Origin of the sequence: Streptomyces tuirus, from assembly GCF_014701095.1 — a bacterium.
Classification (GTDB): Bacteria; Actinomycetota; Actinomycetes; order Streptomycetales; family Streptomycetaceae; genus Streptomyces; species Streptomyces tuirus.
The window spans coordinates 412,114-429,273 of the sequence record NZ_AP023439.1 but is presented as its reverse complement, the minus strand read 5'-3'; the positions used below and the strand labels follow the sequence as shown (position 1 = coordinate 429,273).

The window sequence follows — 17,160 nt, the reverse complement described above, 5'->3', positions numbered from 1 at the left end:
CTCACCGCTCCCTGACCAGTGCCGCGTACGCGCCGCCGCGGGCCACCAGGTCCTCGTGCCGTCCGCGCTCCACGATCGTGCCGTGCTGCAGGACGACGATCTCGTCACTGTCGCGCACCGTGCTCAGCCGGTGCGCGATCACCACGCAGGCGCAGCCGCGCCGGCGCAGGTTGTCCATCACGATCTGCTCGGTCTCCGCGTCCAGCGCGCTCGTCACCTCGTCGAGCACCAGGATGCTCGGCCGGCGCACCAGCGCCCGGGCGATCTCCAGGCGCTGGCGCTGCCCGCCGGAGAAGTTGCGGCCGTCCTGCTCGACCCTGCTGTGGATGCCGCCCGGGCGGCGCGTGATCACGTCGAGCAGAGCCGCGTCGCGCAGGGCGTCCTCCACCGCCTCGTCGGGGATCGACGGGTCCCACAGCGCCACGTTGTCGCGGATCGTCCCCTCGAAGAGGAACACGTCCTGGTCGACGAAGGAGACCGAAGCGGCCAGCGCCCCCCGCGGGATGTCGTCGATGCGCTGTCCGTCGATACGGATCACGCCCTCCCACGGGGCGTACAGCCCGGAGATCATCCGGGACACCGTCGACTTGCCGCTGCCCGAGCCGCCCACCAGCGCGACCTGCTGCCCCGGACCGACCGTCAGGTCGAAGCCGGTGAGCAGGGGCTTGTCGAGCGGGCTGTAGCCGAACGTGATGTTCTCCAGCTCGACATGGCCCTGGAGGCGGCGCGTGGACTCGCCGGAGCCGGGGCGGCCGTAGAGCGGGTCGGCCTTGAAGTTCTCCACGTCCTTCAGCCGGGCCACGTCCGCCGCGAAGTCCTGGATGCGGCCGGCGACGCCGTTCAGCCGGGTCAGCGGGGCCGTGAACCGGGTGACCAGGGCCTGGAAGGCGACCAGCAGACCGACGGAGATGTGCCCCTCGACCGCCCGCATGCCGCCGATCCACAGGATCAGCGCGCTGTTGAGGGTGGCGAGCGTCGGCGCGACCACCCCCAGCCAGGCACTCGGCACGCCGAGCCGCTGCTGCTCCTCCAGAGTGGTGGCGTGCTGCCCGGCCCACTTGCGGAAGTAGCCGTCCTCACCGCCGGTCGCCTTCATCGTCTCGATGAGCTGGAGGCCGGTGTAGGCGGTGTTGGTGAGCCGCGCCGTGTCCGCCCGCAGCTTCGCCGTGCGCGTGGCCCGCAGCCGGACGACGACCCGCATGGCGACGACGTTCAGCAGGGCCACGCCGATACCGACGAACGTCAGCTGCGGGTCGTAGGTGTAGAGCAGCACCGCGTACAGGACGACCACGATCGCGTCGACGCCCGCCGCGGCGAGGTCGCGGGAGAGGGTCTCGGACACCGCGTCGTTGGACTGCAGGCGCTGCACCAGGTCGGCCGGGCTGCGCTGGGAGAAGAACGTCACCGGCAGCCGCAGCAGATGCCGCAGGAAGCGGGCGCTGGAGAGCGTGGAGGAGATGATGCGGCCGCGCAGCAGATTGGCCTGCTGGAGCCAGGTCAGGACGACGGTGAGCAGCACGCACGCCGCCATCGAGGTGAACAGCACGCCGAGCAGCGAGGTCTGGTTGCCGATCAGGAACTCGTCGATGTAGGTGCGGCTCAGCGCGGGCACCGCGGCGCCGACCGCCACCAGCAGCAGACTCGCCAGGACGGCGGCGGGCATCGTGCCCGCCGTGCCGCGCAGCCGGGCGGGCATCGCGCCCAGGACGCCGGGCTTGCGGCCGCCCCGGGCGAAGTCCTCACCGGGTTCCATCACCAGGACGACGCCGGTGAAGCTGCCGTCGAAGTCCTCCATGGGGACGAACCGGCGGCCCTTGCCGGGGTCGTTGATGTAGACGCCGCGGCGGCCGAAGCGCCGGCCCATGCCGTCGTAGACGACGTAGTGGTTGAACTCCCAGAACAGGATGGCCGGCGACTTCACCTCGGCGAGGGCGGCCAGGTCCATCTGCATGCCCTTGGCCGTCAGGCCGTAGGAGCGGGCCGCCTTCAGGAGGTTGCTGGCGCGCGAGCCGTCCCGGGAGACACCGCAGGCGATGCGCAGTTCCTCCAGCGGGACGTGCTTGCCGTAGTGGCCGAGCACCATCGCCAGGGAGGCGGCGCCGCACTCGACGGCCTCCATCTGGAGCACGGTGGGTGTGCGGACGGTCTTGGCCCGGGCCTTGGGCACCTTGCGCTTCGGCGGGGCGGCGCGGCGCCGGCTCCGGGGCTCCTGCGCGGTCGCGCTCATGGCAGCAGCCAGTCGACGGGGTGCTGGTCGGCCAGCCGGATCGAGCCGGAGGCCAGGGTCATGGAGGTCAGCTTGAACGGGGGCCCGTCCGCGGACGACCACCGGTAGCCGCTCTTCGTGGCGGAGGACTTGTCCAGCCGCACCGTCACAGCAACCGGCCTGCCCTTCTTCGTGAACTGCTCGCCCAGCTGGCTGTCCCCGAGGAACGCGGCGATCTGCTGCGGGGACTGGGCCGAGCGGTCCACCGACTTCACATGGCCGCGCAGCACGCCGTACTCCTGCGTCGGCACCGACTGCACGGTCAGGTCCACGGCCGCGTCGTCGGGGATCGAGGCGGCGTTCTCGGCGGGGACGTACACGGTCGCGTAGAGCGGGTCCTTCGTGCGGGCGACCTTCTCGACGGCGGCGACGTTCGCGCCGGTCTGGATGATCTGCCCGACGGTCGCGGCGAGCGCGGAGACGCGGCCCGCGTCGAGCGTGCGGACGACCGCGTCGCCCTTGGCCGTACGGACCTTGAGCACGGGGGAGCCCGCGGGCACCTGCTGGCCCTGCTTGGCCAGCACTGCCGTGACCTGGCCCGCGACGGGGCTCTGCAGGAGGTAGCTGCCCTGCCCGTGCGTGAGGATGGCGGGTGCGCTGACGGTGGAGGTCACCGAGCCGGTCACCGCCCACACCGAGGCGGCGGCCATCGCGACCACGGTCACCGAGAGCACGAGCCAGCCCTGCGGGCGGGCGAAGCGCACCGGGAGGTCGAGTTCCTCCGGCGACTGGAGCTTGGCGAGGGCCTGTTGGCGGAACTGCAAGGAACTTCCCTCACCCGTAGAAGAGGTACTCACGGCCGTGGCGAAGGTGCCGGCGACCGGGCAAGAGGTGCATGCGGAACCCGAAGAACCCGGAACCGCCGGCTGCGGTTCCGGGACTCAACGGCACAGGGGCTCGATCAGAGACCGGCGACCAGGTTGGTGACCGGGGCCGTGTTCAGGCCGGTGGCGCCCTCGACGGTGCCGACGACCGTGTTCACCAGGCCGGAGACCGGGGCGATGCTGTCGACCGTGTCGGTGACGGTGTTCACGGCGTTCACGGCGAGGCCACCGGAGACGGCGTCGAGCTCGGCGTCGGCGATCTCGACGGTCTCAACCTGGGGGGTGGAGTTCATGATGGAACTTCCCTTCATATGGATATCTCACAAGGGGGGAGCGGCCCCCTCTGGGGACAGATGACGGCCGCCACCACGAGCACCGGGCACGCGTTTCCGAATGCCCTGAGCGGCCCCCGCGGTGCGATGGATCAAAGCACGCTGTGGTTCCGCACTTCCAATCAACCGCCCTCCTCACCAGGGAACTTGCGCCTCAGCGGCACCGATCCGTGCAGGTCTGCGCACCGCTTGTCGGCGAGTTCTTCACATGCCGCACGGCATCGGCGCATTCAGGCCCTTGCCCGGCGGGGCGGCGAATCCGGCACTCCCGCCCCAAAGGCGTGACCGGCGCGACCGGGTTGTGGATAACCCTCCTTTCGGTGACCGGGTTGAGCAGTCGCTGTGCAGATTCGCTGAAGCCGGGATTCGACTCTGTGATCGCAACAGATCGTTTCCGACCGGATACGGAGCGTTCCGTTCCGCCGTGCCGGAGCGACGCCCATCGCTGAAACACCGTCATCCGGCCACGGCTCTTGGTGATCCGGCGGGGTCGGGCCCGCCGGGGCGGCCCATGTGAACAGGGCGGTCGCGGGCCGTGCGGTCGCCGTGCGGGCGACGGGAGTTGGCTGATTCCGCGATGCGAAGGGATCACTTGCAAACGGAATTGAACGCCCCGTGCGGCCCGTGCGTACCAACAGCCATCCAGGCGCCCCCCCAGAAGCTGCCGGACGGCGGCACCTACTCCGTTCCCCAGGAGGAGAGAAGTTTGAGTCACAAGCGAATTCCGAAGCGCAAGGCCGCGATAGCGGCGGGCAGCGTGGTGGCGCTCGGAGCGGCCGCGATCCTGCTCCCCAACGCCAATGCCTCGCAGGACGGATCGTCCGACGACGCGGCGGCCGCGCCGAAGACCCTGAAGGCGGGCGACGCCTCGGATCTCGCCTCGCAGCTCTCCGGGCTCCTCGGTGACGCGTTCGGCGGCTCCTACTACGACGGCGACAGCCAGCAGCTCGTCGTCAACGTCGTACCGGGCGACAACAACAACGTGATCGTGCAGGCGAAGGCGGCCGGCGCGAAGGTCCGCGAGGTGGAGAACAGCTGGTCGGAGCTTCAGGACGGGGCGTCGACGCTGAAGTCCGAGGCGACGATCGCTGGCACCTCGTGGGCGATCGACCCGCGCACCAACAAGCTCCTGGTGACCGCGGACAGCACCGTGACCGGTGCCAAGTGGGACAGACTGGAGAGCACCGTGCAGGAGCTCGGCTCCGACATGGCCACCATCAAGAAGTCCTCCGGCACCTTCAAGCCGTTCGTCTCCGGGGGTGACGCCATCTTCGCGGGCGGCTCGCGCTGCTCCCTCGGCTTCAACGTCACCGCGGGCGACGGCTCCCCGGCCTTCCTGACCGCCGGTCACTGCACCCTCGGCGGCAACGAGTGGTCCGACAGCCAGGGCGGCCAGCCGATCGCCACGGTCGACCAGTCGACCTTCCCCGGCAACGGCGACTTCGCACTCGTGAAGTACGACGACCCGGCGACCGAGGCGCCCAGCGAGGTCAACACCGGCAATCAGACCGTCCCGATCACCGAGGCCGCCGAGGCGACCGTCGGCCAGCAGGTCTTCCGGATGGGCAGCACCACCGGGCTCAACGACGGCCAGGTGCTCGGCCTCGACGCCACGGTGAACTACCCGGAGGGCACGGTCACCGGCCTCATCCAGACCGACGTCTGCGCCGAACCGGGCGACAGCGGCGGCTCGCTGTTCACCCAGGACGGTCTCGCCATCGGCCTGACCTCGGGCGGCAGCGGCGACTGCACGGTCGGCGGCGAGACGTTCTTCCAGCCGGTGACGACCGCTCTGGAGGCGGTCGGCGCGACCCTCGGCGCGGGCGGTGCCGCGGGCGGCGGTGCCGGTGACGAGGCCGGCGCGGGCGAGGAAGCCGGCGCGGGCGACGAGGCCGGAGCCGGTGCCGGTGAGGAAGCGGGCGCCGGTGGCGAGGCCGGAGCAGGTGGCGAGGCCGGAGCCGGCCAGGAAGCCGGGGCCGGTGATCAGGCCGGTGCGGGTGCCGGTGAGCAGGCCGGTGGCGACGGAGCGGGTGCCGGTGCCGGTGCCGGTCAGGACGCGGGTCAGGGCGTCGAGGACAACTCCGGTCTGACCGAGTCCCGCTGACCCCTCCATGAGCCGTCGGCAGCCCGTCCGACGCCGCCGGCCCGGTCCCGCCCCCTTCCTGGCGGGACCGGGCCGGCCACCGGCGTTTCCGCGGCGCTGGGCCCGGGGGAGCTACCCGAGGGCCCTGATCAGCAACAGGGCGATGTCGTCGAGCCGTTCCTCCCCGTCCGTGTGCCGCTCCTGGTGGACGAGGCCGTCGGCCAGTTCGTCCAGCGGCTGGTCCCCGGCGTCGGCCAGCCGCCGGCCCAGGTCCGCGAGTGCCTCCTCGAAGTCCGTGCCGGGCGATTCGACCAGCCCGTCGGTGTAGAGGACGAGCAGCGAACCGGGAGGCAGGGCGACCTCCGTCGTCGGATACACCGCCGAGGCGTCGATGCCCAGCAGCGGACCGCCCGCGAGGTCGAGGACGCGCACCTTGCCGTCCGGCCGTCTCAGCAGCGGCGGGGGGTGCCCGGCCCGGGACATCACGGCCCGTCCGTGCTCCGGGTCGAGCCGCAGGTACAGGCAGCTGGCGAAGAGATCGGCCCCCAGGTCGAGCAGCAGCCGGTTGGTGCTGCGCATGACCTCCTCGGGCGCCTGCCCCACGGTCGTGTACGCGCGCACCGCGGTGCGGACCTGCCCCATCAGCCCGGCCGCCGTCACGTTGTGGCCCTGGACGTCCCCGATGACCGCCGCCGCGGTTCCCTGGGCGCCGACCAGGTCGTAGAAGTCGCCGCCGATGTCCATGCCCTGAGTGGCCGGCACATAGCGGCCGACCGCCTCGATGCCGGGCAGGGACGGCAGGGAGTGCGGCAGCAGCGCCTCCTGGAGCCCGTGCGCGAGCCGGTACTTGGCGTCGTAGAGCAGGGCCCGTTCCAGCGCCTGGGCGATCAGCCCGGCCATGCTGGTCATCACCGCCCGCTCCTCCGTCGGGAAGGGGTGGGGCTCGGCGTAGCAGAGCACGCAGGTGCCGACCGGGCGGCCCTGGGCGATCAGCGGCAGGTAGGCCCAGGCCGCGAATCCGTCGGGGGTCGCGAGCCGCGCCGGGTACAGCCGCTCCAGCTGCTCCTGCGACTCGAAGAACGCGGGCACGCCGGTGCGCAGCACCTGGGTGCCGGGTGTCGACTCGGTCAGGGGCATCCCGTCGAACCGCTCCACCAGGTGCGGGTCCCGGTACCCGCGATGTCCGAGCACGCGCAGCCGGTTCGCCCGCGAGCCCAGCACGACCAGGGCCTGGCTGCCCACGGCCGGGGCGATCTCGTCCGCGACCAGCTGCACCACGTCCTGCACCCCCACGGCCTCGGTCAGCGCGCCGGCCAGGTCCAGCACCTGCGAGATGGTGACGAGCCGGGACGGCGTCCCGTCGGGCGGCGGCGCGGTGCGGTTCATCCGGGACACGGCCCGGGACCTGGTGATGCGGACGCTCAGGCCCGTCGTGCTCGGGTACAGCCGGAACGACAGCCACTCGCCGGGCGGGCGCAGCGCCACGAACGAGGTGACGTGCTGGCTCAGCAGCGCGGCCCGGTAACGGTCCTCGTACACCGGGTCGTTGAGCCAGGGCACCGACGCCCACAGCTGGGTGCCGAGCAGCCGGCTGACGGGGACGTTCAGCAGCTCCCCGGCCGCCGCGTTGACGAAGCCGACGCGTCCGTGCAGGTCCAAGGAGACAAGGCCGTACGGCAGCCGGCTCACCATCCGGGCCGCCTCCACCGTCCCCAGCGTGCCGGCCATCCCGCCCACCAGGGGGGAGGCGAGCAGATCGGTCTCGGGGTGCGGCGGGATGCTGTGCTCGACGGCCCGCTCCAGCCGGACCGCAAGGCGGCCGCAGGCCGCGGTCAGATGCTCGCGCTCGTGGTCGGACATCTCCGGCGGATGCGCGCCCGGCCAGGTCACGAAGACCGCGCCGTACACGGTGGACTCGGTGGCGACCGGTACCGCGGCCAGGGCGAACGGGTAGGGCAGCACGACGGCGATCCGCGGGTAGCGGCGGGCCATCTCCTCCTCGCCGCCGACCCACACCAGCCGCCGCTCGCGCGCCGCGTCGGCGACCGGGATCGGGGAGCTCAGGCCCACCCGCTCCCAGGGCGCCGCGAACGCCCGGGGCAGACCGGCCATCACGGCCATCTCCAGCACCGGCTGGTCCGGCGCCATCAGGTACACCGCGCCGGAGTGGGCGTGCACCTCGTCCATCATCGACGCCAGCGCCAAGGAGAGCAGAGGCCGGCCGACCGGTGTTCTGGCGGCGGCCGGCGCCTGCGCGGACGACTGCCCGTCGGACACGCCGACCACCTCCTCGCACGGCCCAGCGCCCGGGTCCAGGAACAAATCTCCCCTGTGACGGCCGGTCCCGCACGACGAGCGGTTCCGCCACGCATCTGGTTACCGTCGGTCACACGTGCCCCGGTCCCGGAGGGGGCGCCCGCGTACCCCGACTGTCCCGGCCCATGCCCCCGCAGTCGAAGCGTGGCCCGGCGCAGAAGTGCCGGTCGGTCGGCGCGTACACCTCGTACCGCTTCTCCATACGCCCCCTCCTGACGAGCACCGAGCCTTCCAGCCACCAGCCGGGCACGGACAGTCACGGCTGTCACGAGAACATCGTGCGGAACGCATGCGTCAAGACATGTCCGGGTTCTTTCGAGCACCCGCGTCCTCGCTGGTCCACGGAACGCCCACAGGGGCTGCGCGGGTGTCTCATTAGCGCTGTAATGGCCAACGTGGTCAGTCAGGGCGCCCAGGAGAGCGGAACGCGAACGCTGCGTGCCGAAGGTGCCCTCAAGGCGATCGCGGTCGATCACGAGTCACCCGAACGGCTGCGCCGCGTCCTCGAACAGGCGCTCGTGTTCGCCGGTGCGGCGCTCGCCGCCGTCTACGCGCCCGGCGAGGACGGCGAGCTGCTCTGCCTCATCGAGTCGGCCGGCGTCCCGAGGACGCTGTACGGGCTGCGTGACAGCTACCCGCGCGCCGGACGGTCCCCGGCCGCCGAGGCCCACCGCCGCGGGCAGCCGGTGTCACTGGGCCCCGCCGAACTCGCCGGGCACGCCCAGGCTCGGCGCGTACCGTCGGGGGACTTCTCCCTGACGGCCCTGCCCGTCCAGGGCGACGGCGGCTGTCTGCTGGCCGTGACCGAACGGCCCGGGGGGTTCGGCGCCGACGACCTCCGCTGCCTGGAACTCATCGCGGACGCGGTCGCCTTCACCGCCCCGGCAGCGCCCGCCGAGGCCGGTGAGCTGCCGCCGGGCGCCTTCAGCCTCGCCATGGACACCGGACGCGTCCGGGTCGGAGACGACCTGCTGGACCTGTTCGGCCTGGACCCCGGGGACTTCGACGGCCGCGTCGAGACGCTGCTCAGTCTCACCGTCCCGGAGGATCTTCCGTCGCTGATGTCCGTGGTGGAGGCCGACCACATGTCCATCGGCGACCGGGAACTGGAGTTCCGGGTGCTCCAGCCCACCGGGCCGCCGAAGTGGCTCCGGCTGCGCGGGCGCCTGCTGCCCGGCGGCGAGGGCCGCCCGGCCCGCCTCGTGGGCACGGTCGTCGACGTCTCCACCCTGCGCTCCGACGTCACCGATGTCGCCCGCGTCCAGCGCCTGGCCGCCGCACTGGCCACCGCCGTCACCGTCCGCGACGTCGGAAGGGCCGTGGTCGCCGCGCTGCGCCGGCCGCTGCGGGCCGACCGGATCGCCCTCGCCGAGCTGGAGAGCGACCGCCTCGTCGTCACCGTCCTCGACCCGCCCGAACCCGAGGCCTGGCCCGAGCTGTGGCGGTCGGAATGGCGCACCGAGTGGCCCGACGCACCCGTGCGCGCCATGCCCACCCTCGCCGCCGCACTGCGCGAGGGCCGGGCCCGGATCTGGCCCGCCGGCAGCCCCCTGGAACGCGCGCTGGCCGAGGTCGGCCCTGGCGGACTCGCCGTCCTGCCGCTGCCCGCCGGGAACCGCATGGCCGGAGCCTGTCTGATCGGCTGGGACACCCCGCACGACTTCGGCACCGACGAACGCGCCCTGCTCACGGCCTGCGCCGGCCTCGCCGGACAGGCCCTGGTGCGCGCCCGGGCCTTCGACGCCGAGCACGAACTCGTCGGCATGCTCCAGCGCCAGCTGCTGCCGCGCAGCCTGCCCCGGCTGCCCGGCGCGGTGGCCGTGGCCCGCTACCTGCCCAGCACGGCGGGGCTCGAACTCGGCGGCGACTGGTACGACGTCATCCCGCTGCCCGACAACCACGTCGCCCTCGTCATCGGCGACGTCCAGGGCCACAGCGCCGGCGCCGCCACCCTCATGGGCCAGATGCGCACCGCCCTGCGCGCCTACGCCGTCGAGGGGCACCCGCCGGACGTCGTGGTCGCACACGCCAACCGGCTCCTCATGGACATGGAGAGCGACCTCTTCGCCACCTGCTGCTACGTCGACGTCGACCTGGAGGAGGGCGCCGCCTGGTGTGTGCGCGCCGGGCATCTGCCGCCGGTGCTGCGCTACCCGGAGGGCACGACCGACATCGCGGAGGCGGAGGGCGGCCCGCCCCTCGGGGTGGTCGCCCGGGCCGACTTCCCCATGAGCCCGCTGCGGCTCCCGCCCGGCACCGTCATCGCCCTGGCCACGGACGGGCTCGTCGAGACACCCGACTCCGACATCGACGAAGGCATGGAGCACCTCGCAGAGCGGCTCGCCGAGGCCACCCCCACCGACATGGGACTGGTCGCCGACGCCCTCCTGGGCGACGCCCGGCGCAGCGACGACGTCGCCCTGCTCCTCCTGCGCTACGACGGCATGGCGCTGCGCCCGCTGAGGGAGAGCTGGACGGTCTGGCGGGTGCCGCAGGCCGTCGGGCACGCCCGTCGCTTCGCCCGGCGCACCCTGCGCTCCTGGGGCGTCACGGTGGACTACGACGCCGCGCTCCTCGTCGTCTCCGAACTCGTCACCAACGCCCTGGTCCACACCGACGGCAAGGTCCGGATGGACCTCACCCTCGTCAACAACCGCCTGCGCATCGCCATCGCCGACGCCTCACCCCGCTCACCGGTCAGACCGACCAGCATCGGCTGGGAGGCCACCGGAGGCCGGGGCATCCTCCTCGTCGAGGCCCTCTCCGCGACCTGGGGCACCCTGCCGGTCAGCGGCGGCAAGCAGGTGTGGGCGGAAATGATCCTGGGCCGCTGACCGGCCGGCGGGCGGTGCCCCGGCTCAGCCGAGCCGCTTCAGCAGTTCCTCCGCCAGCGGGGCCGACGACGCGGGGTTCTGGCCCGTGACCAGGTTGCGGTCGGTGACCACGTGCGGGGCCCACGGCTCACCGGCCCGCACGCTCACACCGGCCTCGGTGAGGCGGTCCTGGAGCAGCCACTTCGCGCGGTCGGCGAGACCGGCCTGGACCTCCTCGGCGTTGGTGAACGCCGCGACCTCGTAGCCGGCGAAGGCGTTGGCGCCGTCGGCCCCGACCGCGGCCAGCAGCGCCGCAGGCCCGTGGCAGACGACCCCGAGCGGCCTGCCCGACTCCAGGGCCCGGGCGAGCAGCCGGCCGGAGTCGGCGTTCACGGCGAGGTCCTCCATCGGGCCGTGGCCGCCGGGGTAGAAGACGGCCGCGTAGTCGTCCAGCCGGACGTCCTCCAGACGGACGGGCCGGCGCAGCTCGGTGAAGGACTCCAGCGCCTTGGCGATCCGGTCGGCGTTCTCCTGGCCCCCGTTCACCTCGGCGGCGAGGGAGGCCCGGTCGACGGTGGGCTCGACACCGCCGGGTGTGGCCACGACGACCTCGTGGCCGGCGGCCCGGAACGCCTCGTACGGGGCGACGGCCTCCTCAGCCCAGAAGCCGGTGGGGTGCGCGGTGCCGTCGGCCAGGGTCCAGGTGTCGGCGCCGGTGACGACGAAGAGGATCTTCGACATGGGGTGCATCTCCGTGAGGTCGGGCCGCGGTGGGAGAGCGCGGCGAGGACTCGGACGATGACGACCGTAGGCGCCCGGACCGCCGGTTTTCCAATGGCGGATCCAATGGCGGCCATAGGAATTCCAATGGCGTAGCGCAGTAGGGTCGGACCCGTGAGGCCCATCGATCCCCTCGGCGCGACCGGGACGCCCGCGCAGTACGACCTCAACCTCCTGCGCACCTTCCTGGCCGTCTACCGGTCCGGCTCCTTCACGGCGGCCGCGCAGCTGCTGGGACTGTCCCAGCCGACCGTCACCACGCAGATCCGCACTTTGGAGCGGCAGACCCGCCGGGAGCTGTTCGAACGGCTGCCGCGCGGCGTCGCCCCGACCGCCGTGGCCGAGGAACTCGCCGCCCGCGTCGCGGCCCCCCTCGACGCGCTCGCGGAGGCCGCGGGGCACGGCCCCCGTCAGCGGTCACGCGCCGAGCCGGTCCACCTGGCCGGACCCGCCGAGCTGCTGTCCACCCGGGCCCTGCCCGCCCTCGCCCCGCTCGTCACCGAGGGCGTACGGCTGCGCGTGACCATGGGACTGACCGAGCCCCTGCTCGACGAACTGCGCGCAGGCCGCCACGACCTGGTGATCGCCACCACCCGGCCCCGTGGCCGCACCCTGTCCGCCGTGCCGCTGACCGACGAGGAGTTCGTCCTGGTCGCCGCCCCCGCCTGGGCCGACCGCGTGGCGCGGCGCCCGGCCGCCGACGGACCCGCGGCGCTGCACGACATCCCGCTGATCACCTACGCCGAGGACCTGCCCATCGTGCGCCGCTACTGGCGGCACGTCTTCGGCCGGCGCCTGAACTGCCGCGCCGCCGTCTCGGTGCCGGACCTGAGGGCCGTCCTCGCGCTGGTCAGGGCCGGTGCCGGCTACAGCGTGCTGCCGCGCTACCTGTGCGCGGGGGAACTGGCGTCCGGCGCCCTGGTCCTCCTCGACGCCCCCGAGGACGCGCCCATCAACACCGGCTTCCTCGTCCAGCGGCCGGGCACCTCGGACAACCCGCACGTGACCCTCGTCCGCGACCGTCTGCTGGAGGCCGGCCGCACCTGGTGATGCTGCGGGCCGACCGGGTACCCGCCGCGGCGCAGGACCGAGAAACCACCACGAGCCGAAGGAAGAGGAACGTCATGGCTCAGCATGTCCGCGACATCATGACCGGCGACCCGGTCACCGTCGCACCGCAGACCTCCGTCGCCGAGGTCGCGCGCATCATGCGCGACGAGGACCTCGGAGCCGTACTGGTGACGGACGGCGGACGGCTGCGAGGGGTGGTCACCGACCGTGACATCGTGGTGCGGACGGTCAGCCGGGGCGGCGACCCGGAGCGGATCACCGTCGCCGGCGCGTGCAGCGACGAACCGGTCACCGTCGGCCCCGACGAGGACCTGGCGCAGGCGGTGGAGCTGATGCGGGAGCACTCCGTGCGCCGCATCCCGGTCGTCGACCACGGACACCCCGTGGGCATCGTCTCCCTGGGCGACATGGCCATGGAGCGTGACCCGGAGTCGGCGCTCGGTGACATCAGCGCCGCTCGCCCCAATGCCTGACGGGCGCGTTCCGGACGCATCTTCCGCACAGGTCCACTGAACCCCCGGCCCGGAGCAAGGGAGTTCGGCACAGGTGGTTCGGTCCGGGTTTGTTCGGTTTTTCACTGGGGACCCGAACGGCAGCGGAAGCAGAAGGAAGATGATGAGTCGTGGAGTCCATGGACACCCGTGAGAAGCCCGTCGTCCGTCAGCAGGAGACCGGCTGGTCGAAGGCACGCCGTCTGCGCGGAAAGGCCGCGCTGCGCACCTGCCTCCCCGCCGTCGAGGACCGGACCACGCCCGGAGTGGGACACTCCGGGGCGGAGTGGAACATCGTCCGGGGTGAGGACTGATATCCCACCAGTGGACCGCGCGGTGTCGATCCGAGTAACTCCGCGCATCGACAACTAAAAGAAGTGATGTTCACATCCGCCGGATCACGACTAAGGTGAGCCGAATGAAGGCTCTCGTGCTGTCCGGCGGCGCAGGAACAAGACTGAGGCCGATCACGCACACGTCGGCCAAGCAACTGGTGCCCGTGGCCAACAAGGCCGTGCTCTTCTACGGGTTGGAGTCGATCGCCGAGGCCGGCATCACCGATGTCGGCATGATCGTCGGGGAGACCGCCGAGGAGATCGAGGAAGCGGTCGGGGACGGGTCGAAGTTCGGCCTCGAGGTCACCTACATCCCCCAGGAGCGGCCCCTCGGGCTGGCCCACGCGGTGCTGATCGCCCGGGACTACCTCGGTGACGACGACTTCGTGATGTACCTCGGCGACAACTTCATCGTCGGCGGCATCACCGGCCTCGTCGAGGAGTTCCGCGGCAACCGGCCCGACGCCCAGATCCTGCTCACACGCGTGGCCGACCCCCGCGCCTTCGGTGTCGCCGAACTCGGCCCGTCCGGCCAGGTGATCGGCCTGGAGGAGAAGCCCGACCAGCCCAAGAGCGACCTCGCGCTGGTCGGCGTCTACATGTTCACGCCCCTCATCCACGAGGCGGTCCGCGCCATCGAACCCTCCTGGCGTGGCGAACTGGAGATCACCCACGCCATCCAGCACCTGATCGACACCCGCGCCGACGTGCGCTCCACGGTCATCAAGGGCTACTGGAAGGACACCGGCAACGTCGGCGACATGCTCGAGGTGAACCGCACGGTCCTCGAAGCCATGGAGCGCCGCATCGACGGCGAGGTGGACGACGCCTCGGAGACCATCGGGCGCGTCGTGCTGGAGGAGGGCGCGCGGATCGTCAACTCCCGTGTCGTCGGACCCGTCGTCATCGGCTCGGGCACCGTCGTCCGCAACTCCTACGTCGGCCCCTTCACCTCCGTCGCGGAGAACTGCCGGATCACCGACAGCGAGCTGGAGTTCTCCATCGTGCTGCGGGACTCCTCGATCCAGGGCGTCGGCCGCATCGAGGCCTCCCTGATCGGCCGGCACGTGGAGGTGACCCCCGCCCCCAGCGTCCCCAGCGCCCACCGTCTCGTCCTCGGAGATCACAGCAAGGTGCAGATCACTTCATGAACCTCCTCGTCACCGGCGCCGCCGGGTTCATTGGCTCCCGCTACGTCCGGGCCCTGCTCGCCTCGGACGCGCCCGACGCGCCGCGCATCACCGTGCTGGACAAGCTCACCTACGCCGGCACCCTGGACAACCTCGAACTGACCCACCCGCGACTGGAGTTCGTGCAGGGCGACATCTGCGACGCCGAACTCGTCGACAAGCTGATGGCCGACACGGACCAAGTCGTGCACTTCGCCGCCGAGTCCCACGTCGACCGCTCGATCAGCGGCGCCGCCGACTTCGTCCGCACCAACGTCCTCGGCACCCAGACCCTGCTGGACGCCGCTCTGCGCCACGGCACGGGCCCGTTCGTGCACGTCTCCACCGACGAGGTCTACGGCTCCATCGAGACCGGCTCGTGGCCCGAGGACCACCCGCTCCAGCCGAACTCGCCGTACTCGGCCTCCAAAGCCTCCTCCGACCTGCTCGCGCTGGCCTATCACCGCACCCACGGCCTGGACGTGCGCGTCACGCGCTGCTCCAACAACTACGGCCCGCACCAGTTCCCCGAGAAGGTCATCCCGCTGTTCGTCACCAACCTCCTCGACGGCCACACGGTGCCGCTGTACGGCGAGGGCCGCAACATCCGCGACTGGCTGCACGTCGACGACCACTGCCAGGGCGTCGACCTCGCCCGCACCAAGGGCCGGCCCGGCGAGGTCTACAACATCGGCGGCGGCACCGAGCTCACCAACAAGGAACTCACCGGCCTGCTCCTGGAGGCCTGCGGAGCGGACTGGGACCGGGTGCAGTACGTCGAGGACCGCAAGGGCCACGACCTGCGCTACTCCGTCGACTGCTCCAAGGCCCGCGACGAACTGGGCTACCGCCCCCGCCACGACTTCACCACCGGCCTCGCCGAGACCGTCGCCTGGTACCGCGACAACCGGGCCTGGTGGGAGCCCCTGAAGCAGCGTGTCGCCCAGGAGCGGGCATGAGGTGGCTGATCACCGGCGCGGGCGGGATGCTCGGCCGGGACGTCGTCGAGGAACTCACGCGCCGCGGTGAGACCGCCGTCGGCCTCGACCGCGCGGCCCTGGACATCACCGGCCCCACAGCCGTCGACTCCGCCGTACGGGAGCACCGCCCCGACGTGGTCGTGAACTGCGCCGCCTACACGGCCGTCGACGACGCCGAGACCGACGAGGCCCGCGCCCTGGAGATCAACGGCGACGGCCCCCGCCTGCTGGCCCGGGCCTGCGCCGCGCACGACGCCCGCCTGATCCATGTCTCCACGGACTACGTCTTCTCCGGCGAGGCCCGCACCACCCCCTACCCGGAGGACCACCCGACCGGCCCCCGCACCGCCTACGGCCGCACCAAGCTGGCCGGGGAGCGGGCCGTGCTGGAGGAACTCCCCGGGGCGAGCGCGGTGCTGCGCACGGCGTGGCTCTACGGCGTCCACGGCTCCAGCTTCGTCCGCACCATGATCGGACTGGAAGCCCGCCGGGACACCCTCGACGTCGTCGACGACCAGCGCGGGCAGCCCACCTGGAGCGCGGACGTCGCCGAGCGGATCGCCGACCTCGGCCCCCGGCTCGGCCCCGAGGCGCACGGCGTCTTCCACGCGACCAACTCCGGCGAGGCCACCTGGTGCGACCTCGCACGCGAGGTGTTCTCCCTCATCGGCGCCGACCCGGACCGGGTGCGCCCCACCAGCAGCGCGGCCTTCCCCCGGCCCGCGCCCCGCCCGGCGTACAGCGCCCTGGCGCACCGCCGTTGGCAGGAGATCGGCCTGCCGCTGCCGCGCGACTGGCGCTCCGCCCTGCACGAAGCACTGCCCCGCATCCGCAAGGAAGGTCTTCCTCGTGAAACGCCATGAGTTCCTCCGGGAACTGCACAAGGTCAGCGCCAATCGCAACTACCTGGAGATCGGCGTCAACGACGGGCGCAGCCTGACGCTGTCCCGCGTCCCCAGCATCGCGATCGACCCCGCCTTCAAGGTGGTCTCGGAGCTGCGGTGCGACGTCCACCTGGTGAAGGCCACCAGCGACGACTTCTTCGCGCGTGACAACCCCCTCCAGCACCTCAAGGGCGGCCGTCACCCGCTGCGCAACCTGCGCCGTGGCCGCAGCCCGATCGGGTACTGGCGCAAGGCGACGCTGGACCTGTCGTTCATCGACGGCATGCACCTGTTCGAGTTCGCTCTGCGCGACTTCATGAACGTCGAGAAGTACTCGGACTGGGGCAGTGTCATCGTCCTCGACGACATGCTGCCGCGCAGCGTGGACGAGGCGGCCCGGGACCGGCACACCAACGCCTGGACCGGTGACGTCTACAAGATCACCGAGGTGCTGGCGCGCTACCGCCCCGACCTGGTCACGGTGCAGGTGGACACCGCCCCCACCGGCCAGCTGGTCGTCTTCGGCGCCGACCCGGACAACCGGGTCCTGCACGACAAGTACGACGAGATCATGGCCGAGTACAAGATCCCCGACCCGCAGAAGGTCCCCGAGGCGATCCTGGAGCGGGCTGGCGCGGTCCGCCCCGAGGCGCTCCTGGAAGCGGGCTTCTGGCGCCCCCTCACCCAGGCCCGCAACCGCGGCCTGCCCCGCTCCATCGGCTGGGAGCCCCTGCGCAAGGCCCTGCAGCAGGTCGGCGTGAGCCGCTAGCCCGGCGAATGCGCCGGGCTAGCGCCCGGGGGCGGCCGGCGCCGAGG

The 17,160-nt window shown here is 72.1% G+C and carries 14 protein-coding genes; 9 read left to right on the top strand and 5 right to left on the bottom strand.

Going from position 1 to position 17,160, the window contains the following annotated elements; translation table 11 throughout:
* Position 1 precedes the first annotated feature (1 nt).
* The 3 genes from IGS69_RS02040 to IGS69_RS02030 form a co-directional block, all read right to left on the bottom strand.
* On the bottom strand, positions 2-2,227 hold the full coding sequence (locus IGS69_RS02040) for an NHLP family bacteriocin export ABC transporter peptidase/permease/ATPase subunit (protein WP_190896369.1): 2,226 nt from the start codon (positions 2,225-2,227) through the stop codon (positions 2-4).
* The gene (locus IGS69_RS02035) at positions 2,224-3,030 is read right to left on the bottom strand and encodes an HlyD family efflux transporter periplasmic adaptor subunit (protein WP_190896367.1); all 807 of its coding nucleotides are present in this window, start codon (positions 3,028-3,030) and stop codon (positions 2,224-2,226) included. Before IGS69_RS02035 ends, IGS69_RS02040 begins: the two co-directional genes overlap by 4 nt.
* A gap of 137 nt (positions 3,031-3,167) precedes the next feature.
* Complete coding sequence (locus IGS69_RS02030; RefSeq protein WP_097222463.1) at positions 3,168-3,383, bottom strand: type A2 lantipeptide; 216 nt, start codon at positions 3,381-3,383, stop codon at positions 3,168-3,170.
* Between the two features lie 745 nt (positions 3,384-4,128).
* Here IGS69_RS02030 and IGS69_RS02025 point away from each other — a divergent pair.
* Positions 4,129-5,526: a S1 family peptidase gene (locus IGS69_RS02025; protein ID WP_190896365.1), complete on the top strand. Its 1,398-nt coding sequence runs from the start codon at positions 4,129-4,131 to the stop codon at positions 5,524-5,526.
* Between the two features lie 111 nt (positions 5,527-5,637).
* Here IGS69_RS02025 and IGS69_RS02020 read toward each other — a convergent pair whose 3' ends face one another.
* Entirely contained in the window at positions 5,638-7,791 is a 2,154-nt protein-coding gene (locus IGS69_RS02020) for a SpoIIE family protein phosphatase (RefSeq protein WP_190896363.1), read from the bottom strand.
* 416 nt (positions 7,792-8,207) lie between these two features.
* On the opposite strand from IGS69_RS02020, the gene IGS69_RS02015 reads away from it, so the two are divergent.
* A complete protein-coding gene (locus IGS69_RS02015; RefSeq protein ID WP_190896361.1) occupies positions 8,208-10,655 on the top strand; it encodes a SpoIIE family protein phosphatase in 2,448 nt (815 codons plus the stop codon).
* Positions 10,656-10,679: 24 nt separating this feature from the next.
* Here IGS69_RS02015 and IGS69_RS02010 read toward each other — a convergent pair whose 3' ends face one another.
* Positions 10,680-11,375: a type 1 glutamine amidotransferase domain-containing protein gene (locus IGS69_RS02010; protein ID WP_190896359.1), complete on the bottom strand. Its 696-nt coding sequence runs from the start codon at positions 11,373-11,375 to the stop codon at positions 10,680-10,682.
* 153 nt (positions 11,376-11,528) lie between these two features.
* Here IGS69_RS02010 and IGS69_RS02005 point away from each other — a divergent pair, with 153 nt between their 5' ends.
* The 7 genes from IGS69_RS02005 to IGS69_RS01975 all read left to right on the top strand — a co-directional run bounded on the left by IGS69_RS02005 (position 11,529) and on the right by IGS69_RS01975 (position 17,113).
* Positions 11,529-12,464 carry a LysR family transcriptional regulator gene (locus IGS69_RS02005; protein ID WP_190896357.1) on the top strand — a complete coding sequence of 312 codons (936 nt, stop codon included), beginning with the start codon at positions 11,529-11,531 and terminating at the stop codon, positions 12,462-12,464.
* A 74-nt stretch (positions 12,465-12,538) separates the two neighbouring features.
* Positions 12,539-12,958 carry a CBS domain-containing protein gene (locus IGS69_RS02000; RefSeq protein ID WP_190896355.1) on the top strand — a complete coding sequence of 140 codons (420 nt, stop codon included), beginning with the start codon at positions 12,539-12,541 and terminating at the stop codon, positions 12,956-12,958.
* A gap of 149 nt (positions 12,959-13,107) precedes the next feature.
* Positions 13,108-13,290 carry a hypothetical protein gene (locus IGS69_RS01995; protein WP_190904769.1) on the top strand — a complete coding sequence of 61 codons (183 nt, stop codon included), beginning with the start codon at positions 13,108-13,110 and terminating at the stop codon, positions 13,288-13,290.
* Between the two features lie 104 nt (positions 13,291-13,394).
* Entirely contained in the window at positions 13,395-14,462 is a 1,068-nt protein-coding gene (locus IGS69_RS01990; RefSeq protein ID WP_190896354.1) for a glucose-1-phosphate thymidylyltransferase, read from the top strand.
* The gene (gene rfbB, locus IGS69_RS01985; protein ID WP_190896352.1) at positions 14,459-15,439 is read left to right on the top strand and encodes a dTDP-glucose 4,6-dehydratase; all 981 of its coding nucleotides are present in this window, start codon (positions 14,459-14,461) and stop codon (positions 15,437-15,439) included. The genes IGS69_RS01990 and rfbB overlap by 4 nt, the downstream gene beginning before the upstream one ends.
* Complete coding sequence (rfbD, locus tag IGS69_RS01980) at positions 15,436-16,323, top strand: dTDP-4-dehydrorhamnose reductase (RefSeq protein ID WP_190896350.1); 888 nt, start codon at positions 15,436-15,438, stop codon at positions 16,321-16,323. The genes rfbB and rfbD overlap by 4 nt, the downstream gene beginning before the upstream one ends.
* Positions 16,310-17,113: a class I SAM-dependent methyltransferase gene (locus IGS69_RS01975; RefSeq protein WP_190896348.1), complete on the top strand. Its 804-nt coding sequence runs from the start codon at positions 16,310-16,312 to the stop codon at positions 17,111-17,113. Before rfbD ends, IGS69_RS01975 begins: the two co-directional genes overlap by 14 nt.
* Positions 17,114-17,160: the final 47 nt, after the last annotated feature.

Excerpts from the sequence above, each read along its gene's own strand:
- rfbD (WP_190896350.1), top strand. The coding sequence starts at position 15,436 with ATGAGGTGGCTGATCACCGGCGCGGGCGGGATGCTCGGCCGGGACGTC.
- IGS69_RS02000 (WP_190896355.1), top strand. The coding sequence starts at position 12,539 with ATGGCTCAGCATGTCCGCGACATCATGACCGGCGACCCGGTCACCGTC.
- IGS69_RS02010 (WP_190896359.1), bottom strand. The coding sequence starts at position 11,375 with ATGTCGAAGATCCTCTTCGTCGTCACCGGCGCCGACACCTGGACCCTG.
- IGS69_RS02040 (WP_190896369.1), bottom strand. The coding sequence starts at position 2,227 with ATGAGCGCGACCGCGCAGGAGCCCCGGAGCCGGCGCCGCGCCGCCCCG.
- IGS69_RS01990 (WP_190896354.1), top strand. The coding sequence starts at position 13,395 with ATGAAGGCTCTCGTGCTGTCCGGCGGCGCAGGAACAAGACTGAGGCCG.
- IGS69_RS02015 (WP_190896361.1), top strand. The coding sequence starts at position 8,208 with ATGGCCAACGTGGTCAGTCAGGGCGCCCAGGAGAGCGGAACGCGAACG.
- rfbB (WP_190896352.1), top strand. The coding sequence starts at position 14,459 with ATGAACCTCCTCGTCACCGGCGCCGCCGGGTTCATTGGCTCCCGCTAC.
- IGS69_RS02030 (WP_097222463.1), bottom strand. The coding sequence starts at position 3,383 with ATGAACTCCACCCCCCAGGTTGAGACCGTCGAGATCGCCGACGCCGAG.